Here is a 17,923-nt window from a genome sequence, read left to right as displayed (position 1 = left end):
GGGGCGGGGGCTGGGACGGTGCGGGTGGTCTCCACTGGCGAGATGGTACTCGCCGGCCTTGGTTGGCATCCGATCAGCTGTGATACAAGAAGCATCGCTGATGCGCAGGAATGCAATTCCGGACCAAAGGGACAAGGTCTGGACCTGATCCGTTCGGCCATTAGTATGAAGACTTGGTGAACTCGATGTGATCTTTCGCGCGAGCTAGCCCGGATGCGATCGGGAGGACAACCTTTGCCTCGCGATGGCTGTCGGTACAGGTACAGGGATTGGTGGATCGTGCACGCAGAGGCTCCCGGGGGCAGACCCAGAGTCGGTCGGAACGGGTGCTCGGCGGGTAGTCGGGGGGGACGGGTATGAGCGGCAACCCGGAGGCGTCACGGATCGTCTCGGCCTATCGCAAGGTGCTGCCGGAGCGCACCCGGTACCGCATCTCACAGCACATCACGCCGGAGGTGCGCAGCCAGGTCAAGAAGCGCATCTCCGAGGTCACCGTCGTCCCCGAGCAGGTGGACCGGATCCGGGTGCGCCGCGCCGCACGCCGCCGCCCCGACCTCTTCACCGGCCCCGACCGGCGGGCCGTCACCGTCGGCCACCAGCCCCGCGCCGCCTTCGTCCACCGGGACCTCACCCCGCTGCTGGCCCGCCGGGAGAACCTCGACGCCGTGGTGCACGCGCTGGAGGAGGCGGGTGTCGACTACTTCTGCGTCCGGGGGCTCTTCGACCGCGCCGCCACCGTGGGCGTCGCCGACCGCGACCGCCACCGGGCGCTGCGCGCCCTGGCCCGCCTCTGCGGGAACACCCCCGGCTATGTGACACCCATCCCGGCTGGGGAGACCCGGGAGCCCCGCTTCTGCGAACCCGGCTGGACCTCCGGCGTCTGGCGGCGCGCCGCCACCGCCCCGGTGGTCAGGCTGACGTGGTACCACACCGACCCCGGCGCCCGGCTGGTGCTCGGCGTCCCCTACGGCTGCGACGTGGAGTTCTGGACCGAGGAGACCCCCGGTCTGCTCACCGCCCCGCGCCGCAACCGGGTCAGTGACGTCATACCCGTGGAGGGCGAGCCGGTCGAGGCCTCCGACAGCCTCTTCACCCGCCTCGCCCCGGCCGGCCGCGACCCGCTGCCCCCGGTGCGCACCCGCACCGAGTTCACCGCACCGCGCCCGGACGACATCGACTTCCCCATCGACGTCGTCTACACCTGGGTCGACGGCTCCGACCCCGAGTGGCTGCGCCGCCGCGCCCAGGCGGCCGGTGAGGCCTACCACGCCGAGGCGGCCAACGCCGCCCGCTACCTCAGCCGCGACGAGCTCAAGTACTCGCTGCGCTCGCTGCGGATGCACGCCCCCTGGGTCAGGAACATCTACCTGGTGACCGACGACCAGGTGCCGCACTGGCTGGACACCGAGGTGCCGGGTCTGCGGGTGGTCAGCCACAAGGAGATCTTCAGCGATCCCAGTGTGCTGCCCACCTTCAATTCGCATGCGATCGAGAGTCAGCTGCACCACATCGAAGGCCTGGCGGAGCACTTCCTCTACTTCAACGACGACATGTTCCTCGGCCGGGAGGTGATCCCGCAGGACTTCTTCCACGCCAACGGGCTCACCAAGTTCTTCCAGAGCCCGGCGAATGTGCCGCAGGGGGACATATCCGAGGACGACGTACCGGTGTCGGTCGCGGGGAAGAACAACCGGCAGCTGATCGAGAGCCGTTTCGGCACGATCATCACCCAGAAGATGAAGCACGTCGCCTATCCGCTGCGGCGCAGCGTCCTCCAGGAGATCGAGGAGGAGTTCGCCGAGCGCCACCGCATCACCATGGGCAACCGCTTCCGCAGCCTGGACGACCTCTCCATCGCCTCCTCACTGCACCACTACTACGCCTTCCACACCGGCCGGGCCGTCCCCGGCAACATCCGCTACACCTATGTGGACCTGGCCCTGCCGGACACCCCGGACCGGCTGGGGCGGCTGCTGGCAGGGCGCGACAGGCACGCCTTCTGCCTCAACGACACCATCTCCACAGAACTGGACCTCGAGGGGCAGCTCGCACTGCTGGGACCGTTCCTGGAACAGTACTTCCCCCTGCCCAGCCGCTTCGAGAAGCACTGAGACCGACTGTCCCCATGCCGCGGTCCGCTCCTCGGAGCGGACCGCGGGCGCTTCACACCGATGGAAGAGAACGTGACTGACGTCCATGACGCGCTGCCGGCCACAGTGGAACCGGAGCGCTGCGAGCTGACCCACCGGCTGCATCCGGTGACGGGTTACATCCACCCCGGTCTGACGCCGCTGCAGGCCCGCTGGGAGAACTTCGCCGCCGTGACCGGAGCGCTGGACGCTGCGGGCGTCGACTGGTTCACGGTGCGGGGCTTCGACGACCTCTCCACGGCCGTCGGTGTCCACGAGGACGACCGCGAGCGAGTGGCCGCCGCGCTGACCGAGCTGTGCGGCCGCCGGCCCGGCTACGTCCACGCCGTCCAGCCCGCTCCGAAGACCCCGGCCGGTCCGGCCCGCGGCGACGATCCCAAGACCTGGGCCAAGCTGGCCGAGGCGGACGTCATCCGGGCTGTCTGGTACCACACGGAGCCCACCCGGTCGCTGGTCTGCGGGCCCGGGTACGGCTGCGACATCGAGTTCTGGTCGACAGCCGAGCGGCCGGAGGCCGACGAGGACGCCGAGGAGCTCCCGCTCGACCTTCCCGAGCAGCTGTCGGCGCCCCGGGCGAACCGCGTCGCGCGTCTGATCCCGGCCGGGGGTGAGCCCGTCGAGGCGCCCGGACACCTCTTCACCCGGGCGGCGCCGCGTATCGCCGGCGCCCTGCCGAAGGTGCGCACCCGGGAGGAGTTCACCATCCCGCTCTTCGACGACGTCGACTTCCCCGTCGACGTCGTCTACACCTGGGTGGACGGCAGCGACCCCGCGTGGCAGCGCCGCCGGGCCGAAGCCTCCGGCGAGGTCTACCACGCCGAGTCGGCGTCGCTGTCCCGCTACGTGAGCCGTGACGAGCTCCGCTACTCGCTGCGGTCCCTGCACATGAACGCGCCCTGGGTGCGCAACATCTACATCGTCTCGGACGACCAGGTGCCGGAGTGGCTGGACACCGGCGTGCCGGGCCTGCGGGTGGTCAGCCACAAGGAGATCTTCAGCGATCCCGGGGTGCTGCCGACCTTCAACTCCCACGCGATCGAGAGCCAGCTGCACCACATCGACGGCCTCGCCGAGCACTTCGTCTACTTCAACGACGACATGTTCATCGGCCGCCCGGTCGGACCGCAGCTGTTCTTCATGACCAACGGCACCGCGCGCTACTTCCCCGCGCGCGGGCGGGTTCCGCAGGGGGAGATCAGCCCGCTGGACACCCCGGTCGACGTCGCGACCAAGAACAACCGGCGGCTCTTCCTGGACCGCTTCGGACGCTCCATCACCCAGGTGATGGAGCACGCCCCGTATGCGATGCGGCGCAGTGTGCTGGAGGACATGGAGCGGGAGTTCCCCGAGGCCTTCCGGGGGACCGCCGCTGCCCGTTTCCGCAGCCTCAGCGACCACAACATCGCCTCCAACATGGTCCACTACTACGGGTACTTCACCGGCCGTGCGGTCTCCACCACCATGCGGTTCAGCTATGTGGCGCTGGCGGCGAAGGACCTTCCCGGGCGGCTGGCACGGCTGCTGCAGCGCCGGGACCGCGACACCTTCTGCATCAACGACACCTTCGCCGAGGACGACGACGTCTCGGAGCAGAACGAGCTGCTGGCGGACTTCCTGGAGGCGTACTTCCCGGTGCCCAGCCCGTACGAGAAGGCCCCGGCGGGTGACGCGTGAAGATCGCCTTCCTGGTCCACAACATCTACGGCATCGGCGGCACCGTCCGTACGGTGATCAACCTCGCCGAGGCCCTGTCGGTCAGGCACGAGGTGGAGATCGTCTCGGTCTACCGCCGGCTGGAGACCTCGCTGTTCGACATCTCCCCCCAGGTGCGGGTGACGCCGCTGATCGACATGCGTCCCGAGCCCGACGGGCTCGACCGCGACAACCCGCTGTACGCGGAGCGCAGCCGGCTGGTGCCGCCGTCGGAGGAGTTCTTCCTCCAGTACAACGCCCTGTCGGACCAGCGCATCGTCGAGTACCTGCGCGGCACCGACGCCGATGTGGTGATCGGCACCAGGCCGAGCCTCGCCCTGCTGGTCGCCGAGTACGCACCCGACTCGGCGGTCCGGCTGGCGCAGGAGCACATGTCGCACACGGCGGTGCCGGCCGGTACCCGTGCCGCGATCGCGCGCCTCTACAAGCGGATCGATGCGGCGGTGACGGTGACCGAGGCCGACGCCGAGTCCTTCCGCACCACCACCCCGGTCTCCGGGCTGCGGGTGCTGTGCATCCCCAACGGCGTGCCCGTGCCGAGGATCACCCCGGCGGACTGCTCGGGCAGGACCGTGGTCGCAGCCGGCCGGCTGATCGACTGGAAGCGCTACGACCTGCTCATCCACGCCTTCGCCAGGGTCCTGCGGGAGGCCCCGGACTGGAAGCTGCGGATCTACGGCTCCGGTACCGAGCGGGGCGCGCTGACCGGCCTGATCCAGAGCCTCGGCATCTACAACAGCGTCACCCTGATGGGAAGCGTCTCCCCCATGGAGGCGGAGTGGGTCAAGGGCTCCATCGCCGCCGTCGCCTCCGACTTCGAACCCTTCGGCATGACCCTGGTCGAGGCCATGCGCTGCGGCGTACCGGTGGTCAGCACCGCGTGCCCGGACGGGCCGCCGGAGATCCTCAGGCACGGTGAGGACGGCCTGCTGGTGCCGGTGGGCGACATCGAAGGCTTCGCGGCAGGGCTGCTGGAGCTCATCCGGGACGAGGACAAGCGCCGCCGGATGGGACGCGCGGCACTGGAGAACTCCCGCCGCTTCGACCCCGACGTGGTGGCCCGCCAGTACGAGGCGCTGATCGCCGAGATCTGCGCGGAACGGGAACTGCCCCTGTCCGGCGCCCGTCGCACCCCTGCGACCCGGCGGCCGACCGGTTCCGTGGTGGCCGCGGCCACCGCGGCGGCGGCGTCGCACGCCGCCTCCCCGGCCGCTCCGGGAGGCGTCCGCAAACTCTTCGGCCGCGCGGTGCGCGCCGCGGGCTCCAGGGTCGGCCTGGGGACGCCCCCCGCCGTGCCCGCCACCTCGCCCCGGGCCGTACCCGGCCAGGGTGCCCCGGTGGGCGGCTGCGTGGCCGACCGCTCCGGCGCCGTCACCGTCACGGTCGACTGGCCCGGCTTCGAGGACGACGAGGCGAAGCTGGTCTGCCGGGAGCGCACCAACCGCAAGGCCAAGGTCCGCGCGGCCCTCCGCGCCGACGGGCGCGGGCGGTTCCAGGCGCTGCTGCCGGTCGCCGCGGACAAGCTCTACGAAGGCCGCTGGGACCTCTTCGTGGAGACCGGGGGCAAGCTCCACCGGCTGCGCGCGGGGATCCGCGATCTGCGTGAACTGGTCTCGATCGAGGAGCGGATCTCGGAACTCCCGGTGCGCAGGCATGTGCCGTACGCGACCCTCGACGGCTTTCTCGCCGTCCGGGCCTGGGTGCGGGACCGGCACGCGGAGGTGACCGCCATCCAGGTCTGCGACGAAGGGTTGCGTGTCGAAGGGCGGCTGGTGGCGGAACTCTTCGGAGAGCAGCAGCCGGTCCTCACCGTGCGCAGCCGTGGCGACCAGGACCTGGAGTTCCGCTTCCAGGGCAGCAGCTCGGGCGGGGACGACTTCCGCTTTCTGCTCCCCGTGGAGCAGCTGGTGGAGTCACGTCTGAGCAAGCACGAGGACTGGGACCTGTGGGTCGGCCGGGCCGACGTGCCGGGCGAGGCCAGGCTCGCCAGGGTGCTCACCGACATGGCGGACCTCAAGGGCCTCCAGGTGTACCCGAGCCTCGGATGGGTCGATGACACGCCCCCGGAGCTGGCCCATGACGTCCCCGGCGGCACGGTGCGGATCCGCCCCTATGTCGCCCAGACCAACGAGATCTCCCTGAACGTCGTCGACCGGGCCTGACCGCCTTCATCTCCAGGAGCACCAGAGTGTCGTCCACCGCGCCGGCCGCCGCCGTCTCGCAGCCTCCCCGGACAGATGTGCCGCGTGGCGCGGCACGGGCCCGTGACCCCTTCTTCGACAACGCGAAACTGCTGGCCGTGATCCTCGTGGTGTGGGGCCACAGCTGGGGACCCCTGGTCGGGGACGCGGAGCACTACCGGGGGCTGCGTGCCGCCTATCTCCTGGTGTACCTCTTCCACATGCCGCTCTTCATCATGATCTGCGGCTGGTTCTCCAGGTCGTTCGCGGAGAACGCATCCCACCCCGCGCGGCTGCGCAGGCTGCTGACCAGCACCGTGGTGCCCTATCTGATCTTCGCGACCGCCTACACGCTCCAGCGCAACTACCGGACGCACTGGGAGCCGATGCAGCTGCTCCGGCCCTGGTACCTCACCTGGTTCCTGGTCGCGCTGTTCGTGTGGCGGGCCACCGCCCCGATCTGGCGGATCGTCAGGTATCCCGTGGTGGTGGCGACGGCGGCGATGCTGGCGGTCGGCGCGACCGAGCCCTCGGGCGACCTGGTCCTCGGGCAGGTCCTGCAGTTCCTGCCGTTCTTCGTGCTGGGGCTCACCGTCCCGGCCGAGCGGCTGCAGCAGCTGCGTGACTCCAGGGCGCTGCGCCGGGCGGCGGTCCCGATCTTCGTCCTGGCGTTCGCCGGCTGCTACTGGCTGGCACCCCGCCTCCGCAGCAGCGAGTGGCTCTACCACCGCTCGGGACACGAGCACCTGCATGTGAGCCTGCTGCACTGGATGGGCGTCACCCTGGTCGTCGCCCTGGTGGGACTGGTCCTCAGCGCCGCCTTCCTGGCGCTGGTGCCCCGTCGTGAGAACCGCCTCACCTCGCTGGGCGCAGGCTCCCAGTACACCTATCTGCTGCACGGCTTCCTGGTGCAGGCCGTACTGGGGTGGGGCGGCTACAAACTGCACCTCTGGTCGACCTGGCCCGGATATCTGCTGCTGAGCGCCCTGGGAGTCGTGGTCGCCCTGCTCTGCGCCACAGCCCCGGTCCGCCGGGTACTGCGCTGGGCCGTCGAGCCCGAGATGCGCTGGGCGTTCAAGACGGGCTGACCCGGGGCGTACCGCAGCGCCACTCGGCGGTACGGCCGCACTGCCTGGTGCGGTGCGGCCGTGGCGTCGGCGGGCCTGCCCGGGTGACGGCCCCGGACGGCAGGCTCGCGACCACCTGGTGGGATGTGCGGGAGCGACGGCGTGTGCGCCGGCCCCGGGCGCCTCCCGCCGAACTCCCTGAGGTATGAACTGCGCATGAGCATGGACTCCGCCCCCTCCCCGTCGTCCGCCTCCGGGGCCGAACCGGTCGGAGCGGGCCCGGCGCTTCCCGGAGTGGGCGTGGCGCTCCGGGCGGCTGCGCCGGCGCTGCTGGGATACGCCGCGGTGCGGTTGACCGGTGTCGCCGTACTCGCGTGGTGGGCCGCAGAGCGGGGCGAGGACCTGTCCGTGCTCCTGGGGCACCGCTGGGACTCGCTCTGGTACCTCGGCATCGTCCAGCACGGGTACGACGCGGAGATCCCGCCACCCGGAGCCGGCGGCCAGGCACTGAGCAACCTGGCGTTCTTCCCGCTCTACCCCGGACTGATCTGGGCGGTGTCCCACGTCTCACCGCTCTCCGCCGCCGCGGCGGGCCTGCTGATCTCCTGGGTGTGCTCACTCGCGGCCGCCTGGGGCATCTTCGCGGTGGGGCGGACACTGCACGACCGCAGAACCGGAGTGGTCCTCGCGATGCTCTGGGGTGTCACCCCGCACGCGCTGACCGAGTCGATGGCCTACACCGAGCCGGTCTTCACCGCCCTCGTCGCCTGGTCGCTCCACTCGGTGCTGAAGCGGTGCTGGGTCTCCGCCGGCGTCCTGAGCCTGCTGGCGGGGCTGACCCGGCCCACAGGCTTCGCGCCGGCCGCCGCGGTCGTCCTTGCGGCCGCGACGGCGCTGTGGCAGCAGCGCCGCCGGGCAGGGGCCGCGGATACGCCGTCCGCGGAGGCGTCCTGGCGTGTCCTGGCGGGCGCGGCGCTCGCCCCGCTGGGCTGGCTTGCGTACGTCGGCTGGGTCGGCGTCCGACTGCACCGGTGGGACGGCTACTTCCTGGTGCAGAAGGAGTGGGGCTCCACCGTCGACGGGGGCTCCTACACCCTCCAGCACGTGGTCGACGTCTTCACCGGACCGCAGAACGCCGGTCTGGTGTACGTGGAGATCACGGCCACTCTGGCGTTGTCCGTGGTGCTTCTGGTGCTCTGTGCCCTCGACCGGGTTCCGGCGCCGTTGCTCACCTACACGGCGGTGACCCTGGTCGTCACCCTCGCCGGTGCCGGCTACTTCCACGCGAAGTCGCGGTTTCTGATCCCCGCGTTCCCGCTGCTGCTGCCGGTGGCGCTCGGAATCGCCCGCACGAGCAAGGCCCGCGCCGCCACCGTCCTGGGCTCCTCGGCCCTGCTCTCGGCGCTGTACGGCGGCCACCTCGCCCTGGTCTGGACGCACTCCCCCTGAGACTCCCTGCCAGGCATGCGGCGTCCCGGAACAGGGCCGCTGCCGAGGACGCAGCGGGCCACGGCGCCGAACTGACGGCCCGTCGGCGGCCCCGTGCGCGACCGGCGGCAAGGGATCTCTAGGATCTGGTGGAACCCCCGAACCGCACAGAAAACCTCAGGATGCCCATGGACGCCTCGGCCGCACTCGCCGGCCCCACCACCGCCGACCCCGCCCCGGCGGCCCCGCGGCGGCCCCGGAGGGCTGCCCGGGCCGCGGTCGCCGTCCCGGTCGCGGTGATGCTGGCGGTGGGCTTCTGGGGGCTGGACCGCGGGTCCATGTGGCAGGACGAGGAGGCGACCTTCGACGCCTCGCAGCGGACGGTGCCGCAGATCCTGGCCCTGGTGCACCACGTGGACGCCGTGCACGCCGTCTACTACCTGCTGATGCACTTCTGGATGCTGCCGGTCGGCGGCGAGGTGTGGATGCGGGTGCCGTCGGTGCTGGCGGCGGGCGCGTCCGCCGGGCTGGTCGCCGCACTGGGCGCCCGGCTGCTGCGCCCTAGGGCGGGGCTCTTCGCGGGGCTCGTCTTCGCTGCGGTCCCCTTCGTCTCCTTCTACGCCCAGGAGGGCCGCTCCTACGCCCTGGTGTGCGCCGCCGTGCTGCTGGCGACCTGGTGTCTGGTGCGGGCGGTGGAGGCCCCCGGGGCCCGCCGCTGGTGGGCGGGGTACACGGCGGCGGCGGTGTGTGCGGCGCTGCTCCACGAGTTCGCCGTACTGGCCCTGCTCGCCCATGCCGCCTCGCTGCTGCTGGGCCGGGTGCCGGGCCGGGTGTGGCGCCGCTGGGCGGTCTGCGCGGTGGTCTGCGGGGTGCTGCTGGGCCCGCTGGCCCTGGTCTCCCGCAGCCAGTCGGCGCAGGTCGGATGGTTGCAGCGACCGGACTGGGGCACCGTGTGGGCGCTGCTCCGGCTGCTGGCGGGACCGGTCACCGGGGTGCTGGTGCTGCTGGGGATCCTGGTGGCGGCGGGCCTGACGACGCCCTGGCGGGACGGCGGCCGGCTGACCGCTGCCGCGGTGGCGGCGCCGCTGACGGTGCTGCCGCCGGCCGTGCTGCTGCTGGTCTCGCTGCGGCAGCCGATGTACCACGAGCGCTATGTGCTCTTCGCGGTCGCGGGGGTGCCGCTGCTGGCCGCCGCCGGGCTGGAGCGGATCACGTCCGCGGTCCGGACGCGTCCGCCGATGCGCCGGGCGGCGGCCGTGCTGCCGTGGGTGCTCGGTGCGGCCGTGGTGGCGGCGGTGCTGGTCCCGCAGCTGCCGCAGCAGCGCGCCGAGCGCGACGTCCTCTCCAGGTCGGACAATCTGGCGGGCGCCGCCCGGGTGATCCGCAAGGGCGCCAGGCCGGGGGACGCGGTGGTCTTCATGCCGTCCAAGTACCGCGCGGTGCGGCTGGGTTACCCGGACGCGTTCAGGGGCGTGGACGACATCGCCCTGGAGCGGACTCCGGTCCAGGCCGCCAACCTGCGGGGCACCGACCGTAGCAAGCCGGCCACCCGGGAGGCGATGCTCGCGGCCGACCGCATCTGGGTGGTGGGCCGTGGCAGGCTGCGGGTCCGGGCCGGCGAGGGCGGCGCGCTCAATGAGCAGGACGTCCTGAAGCGGTACTTCACCGCGGTGAGCAGCGTCCGGGTGCACGGGCTGGAAGTGCGCCTGTACGTGCGCAGGCACTGACCGCCGGGCGCGGCTGCGGTCGGCCGCGGCCGGTCGCCGCGGCGGAGTGCCGGCTGCCGCGCCCCCAGGACGCGTCCGGTGACGGCCGGTCGGGCATGCCGCCCCCGCCCGGCGGGCGGGAACGCCGGCCGCGGCCCGGTCCGGAGATGCGAAGGGAGGGACGGAGAAGTCTCCGTCCCTCCCGGGTGCCGCTGGGTCAGTTGACCCTGATCGGGGTGCCGCTGGGCTCACCCGTCGCGGGCTTGGGCACCGTGGTGCGCGCGGTCGTGTTGCGGCCGTAGGCCTCCTGCGGCGTGGGCGCCGGGGTGCGCTCGTCCAGCGGGATCACCGCCGGGGTGTTCACCGGCTCGCCGAGCATGACGTGGCGTACGACGCGCTCCGCCGCCTGGCCGTCGTCGAACTGGCAGAACCGCCGGCGGAAGGTCTCCCGCCAGCCCGCGGAGAGCTCGTCCCGCCAGGCGCCGCTCGTGAAGAGGTCCAGCAGCTGCTGCTGGCTGCGGGCGACATGGCCCGGACGGTCCTCCATCAGGTCGAAGTAGACGCCGCGGGAGGCCGCGTAGATCTCCCAGTCGTCCGCGTAGACCAGGATCGGGCGGTCCAGGTTGGCGTAGTCGAACATGATCGACGAGTAGTCCGTGATCAGCACGTCCGCGGCCAGCTGCAGGTCCTCCGAGGAGGTGTGGCCGGTCACGTCGATCAGGTTCGGGGCCGCCTTGAGCTTCTCCAGCTCGGTGGAGCCGGAGTAGAAGTGGTGGCCGCGCAGCAGCAGGACGTAGTCGTCACCCAGGTCCTCGCACAGCTTGGCGAAGTCCAGCTGCGGCACGAAGACCTTGTTGTAGTCGCGGTGGGTGGGCGCGTACAGGATCGCGATCTTGCCGGGCTCGATGCCCAGCTCCTCGCGGATCCGCCGCACGTCCTCGGCGGTGGAGGTGTAGAAGCGGTCGTTGCGCGGATAGCCGGACTCCAGGCCCTTGAAGGAGCAGGGGTAGGCCCGCTCCCAGATCTCGGTGGAGTGCCGGTTGGAGGAGAGGCAGTAGTCCCAGCGGTCGGAGCGCTGAAGCAGCTTGCCGAAGCTCATGCCCTTGGCCGCCGCCGGGTAGTTGAGCATGTCGATGCCCATGTGCTTCACCGGGGTGCCGTGCTGCGTCTGGACGTGGACCGTGCCCTCGCGCTTGATCAGCATGTCCTCGAAGTTGACGTTGTTGAAGAAGTACTTGGCGCGGGCCATCACCTCCCAGTAGCGCCGGGTACCGGGGACGATGTAGTCGGTGCCCGGAGGGAGGGTGTGCACCTCGTTCTCCTTGGCGACCACCACGCCGTGGATGTGCGGGGCGATCTCCTTGGCCTTGGCGTAGACCGCGGCCGGGTTGCAGACGTAGCCGCGGCCCCAGTACGACGCGTACACCGCGAGGTTCTCGTCGACCGGGCGCTTCAGCTGGGTCTCGTAGAACTGCTGCAGCTGGCGCTTCTCGACCTTGTTCCTGGCCTTGCGCACCGTGGTGCGCAGGCGCTTGCGGCCCTTGTTGGCGACCTTGAGGGTCTGGAAGACCGGGTAGGCGCCGCGGGCTATCAGGTTGTGCTTGAGGCCCTGGAGTCCCTGGGGGCGGACGTAGTCGGCCGGCGCGTACTGCCGGTAGTGGCGGCTGGCCTGCTCGAAGAACTCGGCCCGCGCCGAGTCGGGGACCCGGTTGTCCTTCGCCAGGATGGCGATGAAGTGGTCGATCATGTGGCCGAAGAGCCACGGCTTCCACTCGGCCAGCTCGGGGTTGGCGTCGATGAAGGTGAAGACCCGCTCGTACTGGTCGAAGATGTCGAAGTGCTTGCGGCTGACCGTGCGCAGGATGTTGCCCTGGCGGCGCTGCCGGTAGTGCACCACCACCGCGTCCAGGGCGGCGATCCGCTCGGCGGACATCAGGACCGGGAAGGTCCAGGGGGTGTCCTCGTAGTAGCCCGGCGGGAACTGGAAGCCGTGCCGGTCGACGAAGCCGCGCCGGTAGACCTTGTTCCAGACCACCATGATCAGCTTGAGGAACTCGGGCCGCTCCTTGGCGGTGAAGACGTCGGGCCCGGACTTCTGGAAGACCGACGCCAGGATGTTGCGCTGCGCCTTGCCCCACCAGAAGGTGCGGGCGTAGTCGAAGATCAGCACGTCCGGGTCGTCGGTGGCGTCCAGCCGGTCGGCGATCTGCTTCAGGGAGCCCGGGGTCAGCGTGTCGTCGCTGTCCAGGAAGAAGAGGTAGTCGCCGGTGGCCTGCTTCATGCCTGCGTTGCGCGCCCGGCCGAGGCCGACGTTCTCAGGCAGGTGCAGGGCCTTTACCCGCTCATCTCGTGACGCGTACTCGTCAAGTATATCTCCGCAGGCGTCCGGGGAGCAGTCGTTGACGCCGATGATCTCGAAGTCGGCGTACGACTGCTCCAGGATCGAGTCCAGGCACTCACGGAGGTACCCCTGCACCTGGTATATGGGCACGATGATGCTGATGCGCGGGTTGGACACGCGGCCAAGGTACGGGGACCGTATGTTTATATGCAACTCTCGTCAGGTTGGTTGTGGGTTCTGCCACTGTTCATCAGGTCGAGTGACATGAAGCGGTCGCTCAGGACTCCGTGGTCTTCCGGAAGAGCCAGTCGCACCGCGGCTCGGTGAGCGGCCGGGTGACCTTGTTGACCCACGGCAGGCTCAGCAGCAGGGTCAGCACCACCGCCAGCGCGGCCAGCAGCAGCAGCGCGACGCTGCCGCGCAACTGCAGCCCCGCCCAGTGCGGCCGGGCCCAGAACGGCATGAACACAAAGCCGTGCAGCAGGAAGACGGACATGGTCGCCGCCCCGAGCTTGGTGAAGAAGGTCCGGCCGACCGGGACCAGCGAGAAGAACGCCGCGCTGAGCGCCACCCCGAGCACGATCATCCCCAGCCGGGCCGCGGCCCCGACGAGGGCGCCGGTGCCCAGCTGGTGGTAGGAGTCGGACCAGAGCACCCAGTTGCGGTCCACCCGGTCGTGCAGCAGCCAGAACGCCACTGCGGTGGCGGCGAAGAGCAGCACCGAGGCGATCCGCACCGGGATCCGCTGCAGCACCGCGAAGTGCTCACGGCGCAGCCGCAGCCCCAGCACGAAGAACGGTGCCATCGTCAGCACCTTGATCACGGCCAGGAAGAACGGCGCCTTCTCCAGGCCGCACACCAGGGAGAGCAGCACGGCGGTGGCGACCGGCCAGCGCAGCCGCTGCCAGACCGGGGTCGACAGCCGCCACAGGAACAGCGCGGGCAGGAACCACAGCATGTACGTGGGGTCGAGCAGGTTCCAGGCCCAGGGGTGGCCGCCGATGCGGTTCTGCAGAGCGCTGTAGACGGTCTGGAACACCACGTACGGCACCAGCATCGCGGCCACCAGCCGCTGCACCCGGCGGGGCGCACCGTCGAAGGACCGTGAGAAGTAGCCGGAGATGATCAGGAACGCCGGCATGTGGAAGGCGTACACCGTCATGTAGACGGTCTGCACCGCCCGGGTACCCGAGGCCAGCGCGAGCGAGTGCCCGAAGACCACGACCACCATCAGCAGCAGCTTCGCGTTGTCGAAATAGTGGTCCCGGCCTCCGCCCCCACTGCTGGGGGCAGGCCTCTGCCGTGCGTGGCGTGAGGTCTCCTGCGGCGCTGTACCGGCGGACATCGGTCTCCTGCGGCTGGTGGTGAGCGGCTGGACGGGCGTTCGAGCCCGTTGGGCGGCCACTCTAGCGGGGACCACGAACGGCCATGCGGGGCCTCCGCCGCGGCCCCGCAGGACGCCCCTGCGCCCGCGCGGAAAAGCGACACGGGCCCGTGCGCCCGACAGGACGCACGGACCCGTGTCCGGGAAGGGCGCTCAGCCCCGCCCGTAGCGGTCCTCCGCCTTCCAGAACCAGACGAAGCCCACCAGCAGGGAGGCGCCGGCCCAGCCGCCGGCGACCCCCCAGGTCCAGAGCGCCGGGGACGGATAGCTCTTCAGCAGTGCACCGCGGACCAGCTCGATGTAGACGGCGCCGGGGTTAAGCTTCAGCGCCGTCGCCACGAACTTCGGCGCATGCGCGGTGACCTTGTCGATGCTGTACATCACGCCGCAGGTGTACATCCAGGTGCGCATCACGAACGGGATCACCTCGCCCAGGTCGCGCACGGTGGCCACCACCCGGGCCAGGATCATCGCCAGCCCCGTGTTGAAGAGCGTCTGCACCGCGAGCGCCGGCAGCACCAGCAGCCAGTGGGCGGTCAGCGGCTCACCCGTGCCCAGCACGATCACCGCGACCACCAGCAGCGACATCACCAGCTGCTCCAGCTGCACCAGCACCGCCGCCAGCGGCAGGCAGGCCCGGGGGAACTGCACGGCGCGGATCAGGTCCAGCCGGTCGGCGACCGACTTGCCGCCCGTGGTCACCGACTCCCGGGTGTAGGTGAAGACGAAGATGCCGATGCAGAGGAAGGAGATGTAGTTGCCGGTCCCGGTGTTGTGCTTCTGCTTCAGCAGGACACCGAAGATCAGGTAGTAGACCGCGATGTTGAGGATCGGGGTCAGCAGCTTCCACAGCTGCCCCAGCCGGGCTCCCGCGTACATGGTGAGCAGCCGGGCCTGGGTGTAGGCCAGCACGAAGTGCCGCCGCCCCCAGAGCAGCCCCGGGTAGCTGCGCAGCGGGGGGCGGGCGCCCGGTCTGACCAGCCCGTACCGGACGGCCAGCTGCTGGGCGGTGGGGGTGTCGCCGGATGCGCCGCCCGGGGAGGGCGCGGTGGCGGTGGCGACGGGGGCTTCGATCATCAGGCGGTCACCGGGGAGATCATCTCAAGGCCGTGGCGGCTGCGGGCGGAGGTGGAGACATCGGTGAGGAAGCTCAGCGAGCGGGCCGAGGCGCCGGGGGTGAGCCAGTCGGCGTCCACCGCGCAGATCTTCACCCGCACCCCGGTGCCGTCCAGCACCAGCGGAAGCGTGTGGACCACCGTGGACGGGAACGACAGCAGGGTCGCGGAGACCGGGCCACGGCGCGCCTCGATCTCCAGCGGGAACCGGGGGCGGACGATCTCGGCGCCGGTGGCGGCGGCGATCCGGGTGAGCTTCTCGGGGTGCTCACGGCGGTGGGCGAAGTAGCGGCGGACACCGTGGTCGGCCGCCAGCTGGGACACCGTCCGCAGATAGCGCTCCGGGGTGACGATCCCGGTCTCCACCAGGGAGCTGCCCAGCAGGTCGGCGCCGGGCAGCACCCTGGGCGGACCGAAGCGGGCCCGCGTCCAGGAGTAGAGGTTGGCGGTGCCCAGGGCGCCGGACGGCGGCCCCACCGGCAGCGAGGTGAACAGCTCCAGCCGGCGGGGCGGGAGCGACGCCAGCCGGCGGGCGGCACGGGCCGCCGAGGCGGACCCCTTGCCTCCGCGGTGCCAGCGGACCAACGGCCGGCCGGACTCCAGCAGGTCCACCAGCTCCACCGTGGCGGTGCCGTCGTCCACCACCACCAGCTGGTCCGCGCGGGAGAGCGGCAGCAGGGCCTGGATCAGCCCGGAGAAGGCGTCGCCGATCAGCAGCCGCGGAGCCAGCGCCACCCGCGGTGCCAGGGCCGCCAGCGAGCGGGCCCGGCCGCGCGGCCCGCCGCGCGGGTCGTAGACCGCCACCCGGATGCCCTCGGCGGTGGCCAGCTCGGCCAGGGCCGCCAGCTGGGCCCGGGTCACCGGGTCCTGCGGCTGCAGTACGGCGATCGACAGCCGGGCGGACGGCGCCGCGGCGCCGCCGCGCTGGGCGGGGATGGCCGCGGCTCCGGCCGTCCGGGGGTCGTCGCCGGGTACGTCGGCAGGGTGCTCCGCCGGGGCGCCGGGGAGCGGGGCGCCCTCGCCCCGGTCGGGCCCCTGCGCGTACCGGTGCGCCCACTCCAGCGCGTTCAGCAGCTGGACGGGACTCTCGACCAGGGCGAGGGTACGGGTCACGCGGGGACGACCTCCTCGGCGGCGCCCTGGACGCGGCGCAGCTTCTTCATGGCGGCCAGCTCGCCCTCGTAGACCTTCTTGACGCCGTCACCCAGCGCGCTCTCGATGACGCGGATGTCGCGGACGAGACGCTGCAGACCGGTCGGCTCGACGGAGGCCGCCTGGTCGGAGCCCCACATGGCGCGGTCCAGGGTGATGTGGCGCTCGACGAAGACGGCGCCGAGGGCGACCGCGGCCAGGGTGGTCTGCAGGCCGATCTCGTGGCCGGAGTAGCCGATCGGGATGTTGGGGTACTCCCGCTCCAGGGTGTGCAGCATCCGCAGGTTGAGCTCGTCGGCGGGCGCCGGGTAGGTCGAGGTGGTGTGGCACAGGAGGGTGTTCTCGCTGCCCAGGACCTCGACGGCGTGGCGGATCTGACGCGGCGTCGACATGCCGGTGGACATGATGACGGTGCGGCCGGTGGCCCGCAGGGCGCGCAGCAGGTCGTCGTCGGTGAGGCAGGCGGAGGCGACCTTGTGGGCGGGGAGGTCGAACTTCTCCAGGAACTCCACCGAGGGGACGTCCCACGGGGAGGCGAACCAGTCGATGCCCCGCTTGCGGCAGTGGGCGTCGATGGCGGCGTACTCGGCCTCACCGAACTCCACCCGGTGGCGGTAGTCGATGTAGGTCATCCGGCCCCAGGGGGTGTCGCGCTCGATCTCCCACTGGTCGCGCGGGGTGCAGATCTCCGGGGTGCGCTTCTGGAACTTCACGGCGTCACAGCCGGCCTCGGCGGCGGCGTCGATGAGCGCGAGGGCGTTCTCCAGCTCGCCGTTGTGGTTGATCCCGATCTCGCCGACCACGTAGACGGGGCGGCCCGGGCCCACCTGGCGGTCGCCGAGGGTGCGGGTGCGGTTGGTGGTCATGGGGAGGGGTTTCCTTTCGACAGGGCTGTGCGGTGCCGCGGAGGCGGCAGGGTGGGGGACAGGGGACAGGTGGGCGGCGGCCCGTTCGAGGACCGGGGCCAGGGCGCGGGCCCGGGCCAGGTCGGCGGGCTCGTCGATCTCCAGCACCAGCGCCGGGTCGGTGCGCACCGGGACGATGCGTCCGAAGAAGCGGTGCCGGGCGGCACGGAAGCCTTCGATGCGCATGGCGTAGGCGGCGCCGGTCTCCAGCAGGTCCTCGGGACGGTCCTGCCGGCGCGGCCGGAAGCGGTTGTCGTGGTTGACGCCGATGGCGCCGTACGGGCCGTCGGAGGTCGGTTCGGCCGACTCGTCGGCCCGCCACAGGAAGCCGTGGAACGGAGCGGCGGTGAAGGCGCTGTCCGCGCCCCGGTCGAGGACGGCCTCGACCAGGCCGTCGAGCTCGGCGGAGGTGACGAACGGGGAGGTGCACTGCACCATCAGCACCACCTCGGCCGGGCCGCCGTGGCGCTCCGCCAGCTGGTCCAGCGCGTGCAGCAGCGCGGACTCACTGGAGGCGGTGTCCCCGGACAGCGCGGCGGGGCGGCGCACCACCTCGGCGCCGGCGGTCACCGCGGCCGCGGCGATGGCGTCGTCGTCGGTGGAGACCGCGACCACGTCCACCCCGGACGCGGCCAGGCAGGCCCGTACGGCGCGGACCACCAGCGGGACGCCGGACACCTCGGAGAGGTTCTTGCCGGGTACGCCCTTGGAGCCGCCCCGGGCGGGGACGACGGCGACGACACGCGGGGTGGACCGGTCGGTCATGCGAGGGGCCTCCGGGG

12 protein-coding genes and 1 pseudogene are annotated in these 17,923 nt (G+C 71.4%); 7 read left to right on the top strand and 6 right to left on the bottom strand.

Annotated elements, in window-relative coordinates:
- The 7 genes from AOK09_RS41430 to AOK09_RS28400 form a co-directional block, all read left to right on the top strand.
- Window positions 1-180, top strand: a 180-nt coding sequence (locus AOK09_RS41430) for a hypothetical protein (protein WP_217698504.1), incomplete at its 5' end; no start/stop codon positions are given.
- Window positions 181-356: 176 nt separating this feature from the next.
- On the top strand, window positions 357-2,111 hold the full coding sequence (locus AOK09_RS28425; protein WP_055590108.1) for a stealth family protein: 1,755 nt from the start codon (window positions 357-359) through the stop codon (window positions 2,109-2,111).
- Window positions 2,112-2,183: 72 nt separating this feature from the next.
- The gene (locus AOK09_RS28420) at window positions 2,184-3,824 is read left to right on the top strand and encodes a stealth family protein (protein ID WP_245687513.1); all 1,641 of its coding nucleotides are present in this window, start codon (window positions 2,184-2,186) and stop codon (window positions 3,822-3,824) included.
- Window positions 3,821-6,025, top strand: a complete 2,205-nt coding sequence (locus tag AOK09_RS37090; protein ID WP_063796097.1) for a glycosyltransferase family 4 protein — start codon at window positions 3,821-3,823, stop codon at window positions 6,023-6,025. Before AOK09_RS28420 ends, AOK09_RS37090 begins: the two co-directional genes overlap by 4 nt.
- 26 nt (window positions 6,026-6,051) lie before the next feature.
- Window positions 6,052-7,131 carry an acyltransferase family protein gene (locus AOK09_RS28410; protein WP_055590107.1) on the top strand — a complete coding sequence of 360 codons (1,080 nt, stop codon included), beginning with the start codon at window positions 6,052-6,054 and terminating at the stop codon, window positions 7,129-7,131.
- Window positions 7,132-7,326: 195 nt separating this feature from the next.
- The gene (locus AOK09_RS28405; RefSeq protein ID WP_055590106.1) at window positions 7,327-8,559 is read left to right on the top strand and encodes a hypothetical protein; all 1,233 of its coding nucleotides are present in this window, start codon (window positions 7,327-7,329) and stop codon (window positions 8,557-8,559) included.
- Between the two features lie 167 nt (window positions 8,560-8,726).
- Window positions 8,727-10,265 (top strand): glycosyltransferase family 39 protein, encoded by a 1,539-nt coding sequence (locus tag AOK09_RS28400; protein WP_055590105.1) that lies wholly within the window; start codon window positions 8,727-8,729, stop codon window positions 10,263-10,265.
- 196 nt (window positions 10,266-10,461) lie between these two features.
- On the opposite strand, the gene AOK09_RS28395 is transcribed toward AOK09_RS28400, so the two are convergent.
- The 6 genes and pseudogenes from AOK09_RS28395 to AOK09_RS42570 all read right to left on the bottom strand — a co-directional run.
- On the bottom strand, window positions 10,462-12,762 hold the full coding sequence (locus AOK09_RS28395; protein WP_079063501.1) for a bifunctional glycosyltransferase/CDP-glycerol:glycerophosphate glycerophosphotransferase: 2,301 nt from the start codon (window positions 12,760-12,762) through the stop codon (window positions 10,462-10,464).
- A 100-nt stretch (window positions 12,763-12,862) separates the two neighbouring features.
- Window positions 12,863-13,930, bottom strand: a complete 1,068-nt coding sequence (locus AOK09_RS28390) for an acyltransferase family protein (protein ID WP_055590104.1) — start codon at window positions 13,928-13,930, stop codon at window positions 12,863-12,865.
- Between the two features lie 192 nt (window positions 13,931-14,122).
- The gene (locus AOK09_RS28385; protein ID WP_055590103.1) at window positions 14,123-15,046 is read right to left on the bottom strand and encodes an ABC transporter permease; all 924 of its coding nucleotides are present in this window, start codon (window positions 15,044-15,046) and stop codon (window positions 14,123-14,125) included.
- Window positions 15,046-16,197 carry a hypothetical protein gene (locus AOK09_RS28380; protein WP_055590102.1) on the bottom strand — a complete coding sequence of 384 codons (1,152 nt, stop codon included), beginning with the start codon at window positions 16,195-16,197 and terminating at the stop codon, window positions 15,046-15,048. Before AOK09_RS28380 ends, AOK09_RS28385 begins: the two co-directional genes overlap by 1 nt.
- Complete coding sequence (locus tag AOK09_RS42575; RefSeq protein ID WP_055590109.1) at window positions 16,194-17,102, bottom strand: N-acetylneuraminate synthase family protein; 909 nt, start codon at window positions 17,100-17,102, stop codon at window positions 16,194-16,196. Before AOK09_RS42575 ends, AOK09_RS28380 begins: the two co-directional genes overlap by 4 nt.
- Before the next feature lie 435 nt (window positions 17,103-17,537).
- Window positions 17,538-17,906 (bottom strand): annotated as a pseudogene (locus AOK09_RS42570) (cytidylyltransferase domain-containing protein); the annotation flags it as partial.
- Between the last annotated feature and the right edge of the window lie 17 nt (window positions 17,907-17,923).

Source organism: Peterkaempfera griseoplana, from assembly GCF_001418575.1.
In the GTDB taxonomy this organism is placed as follows: Bacteria; Actinomycetota; Actinomycetes; order Streptomycetales; family Streptomycetaceae; genus Peterkaempfera; species Peterkaempfera griseoplana.
The sequence above is the reverse complement of the archived record's forward strand: the minus strand, read 5'-3'. Positions and strand labels throughout refer to the sequence as shown.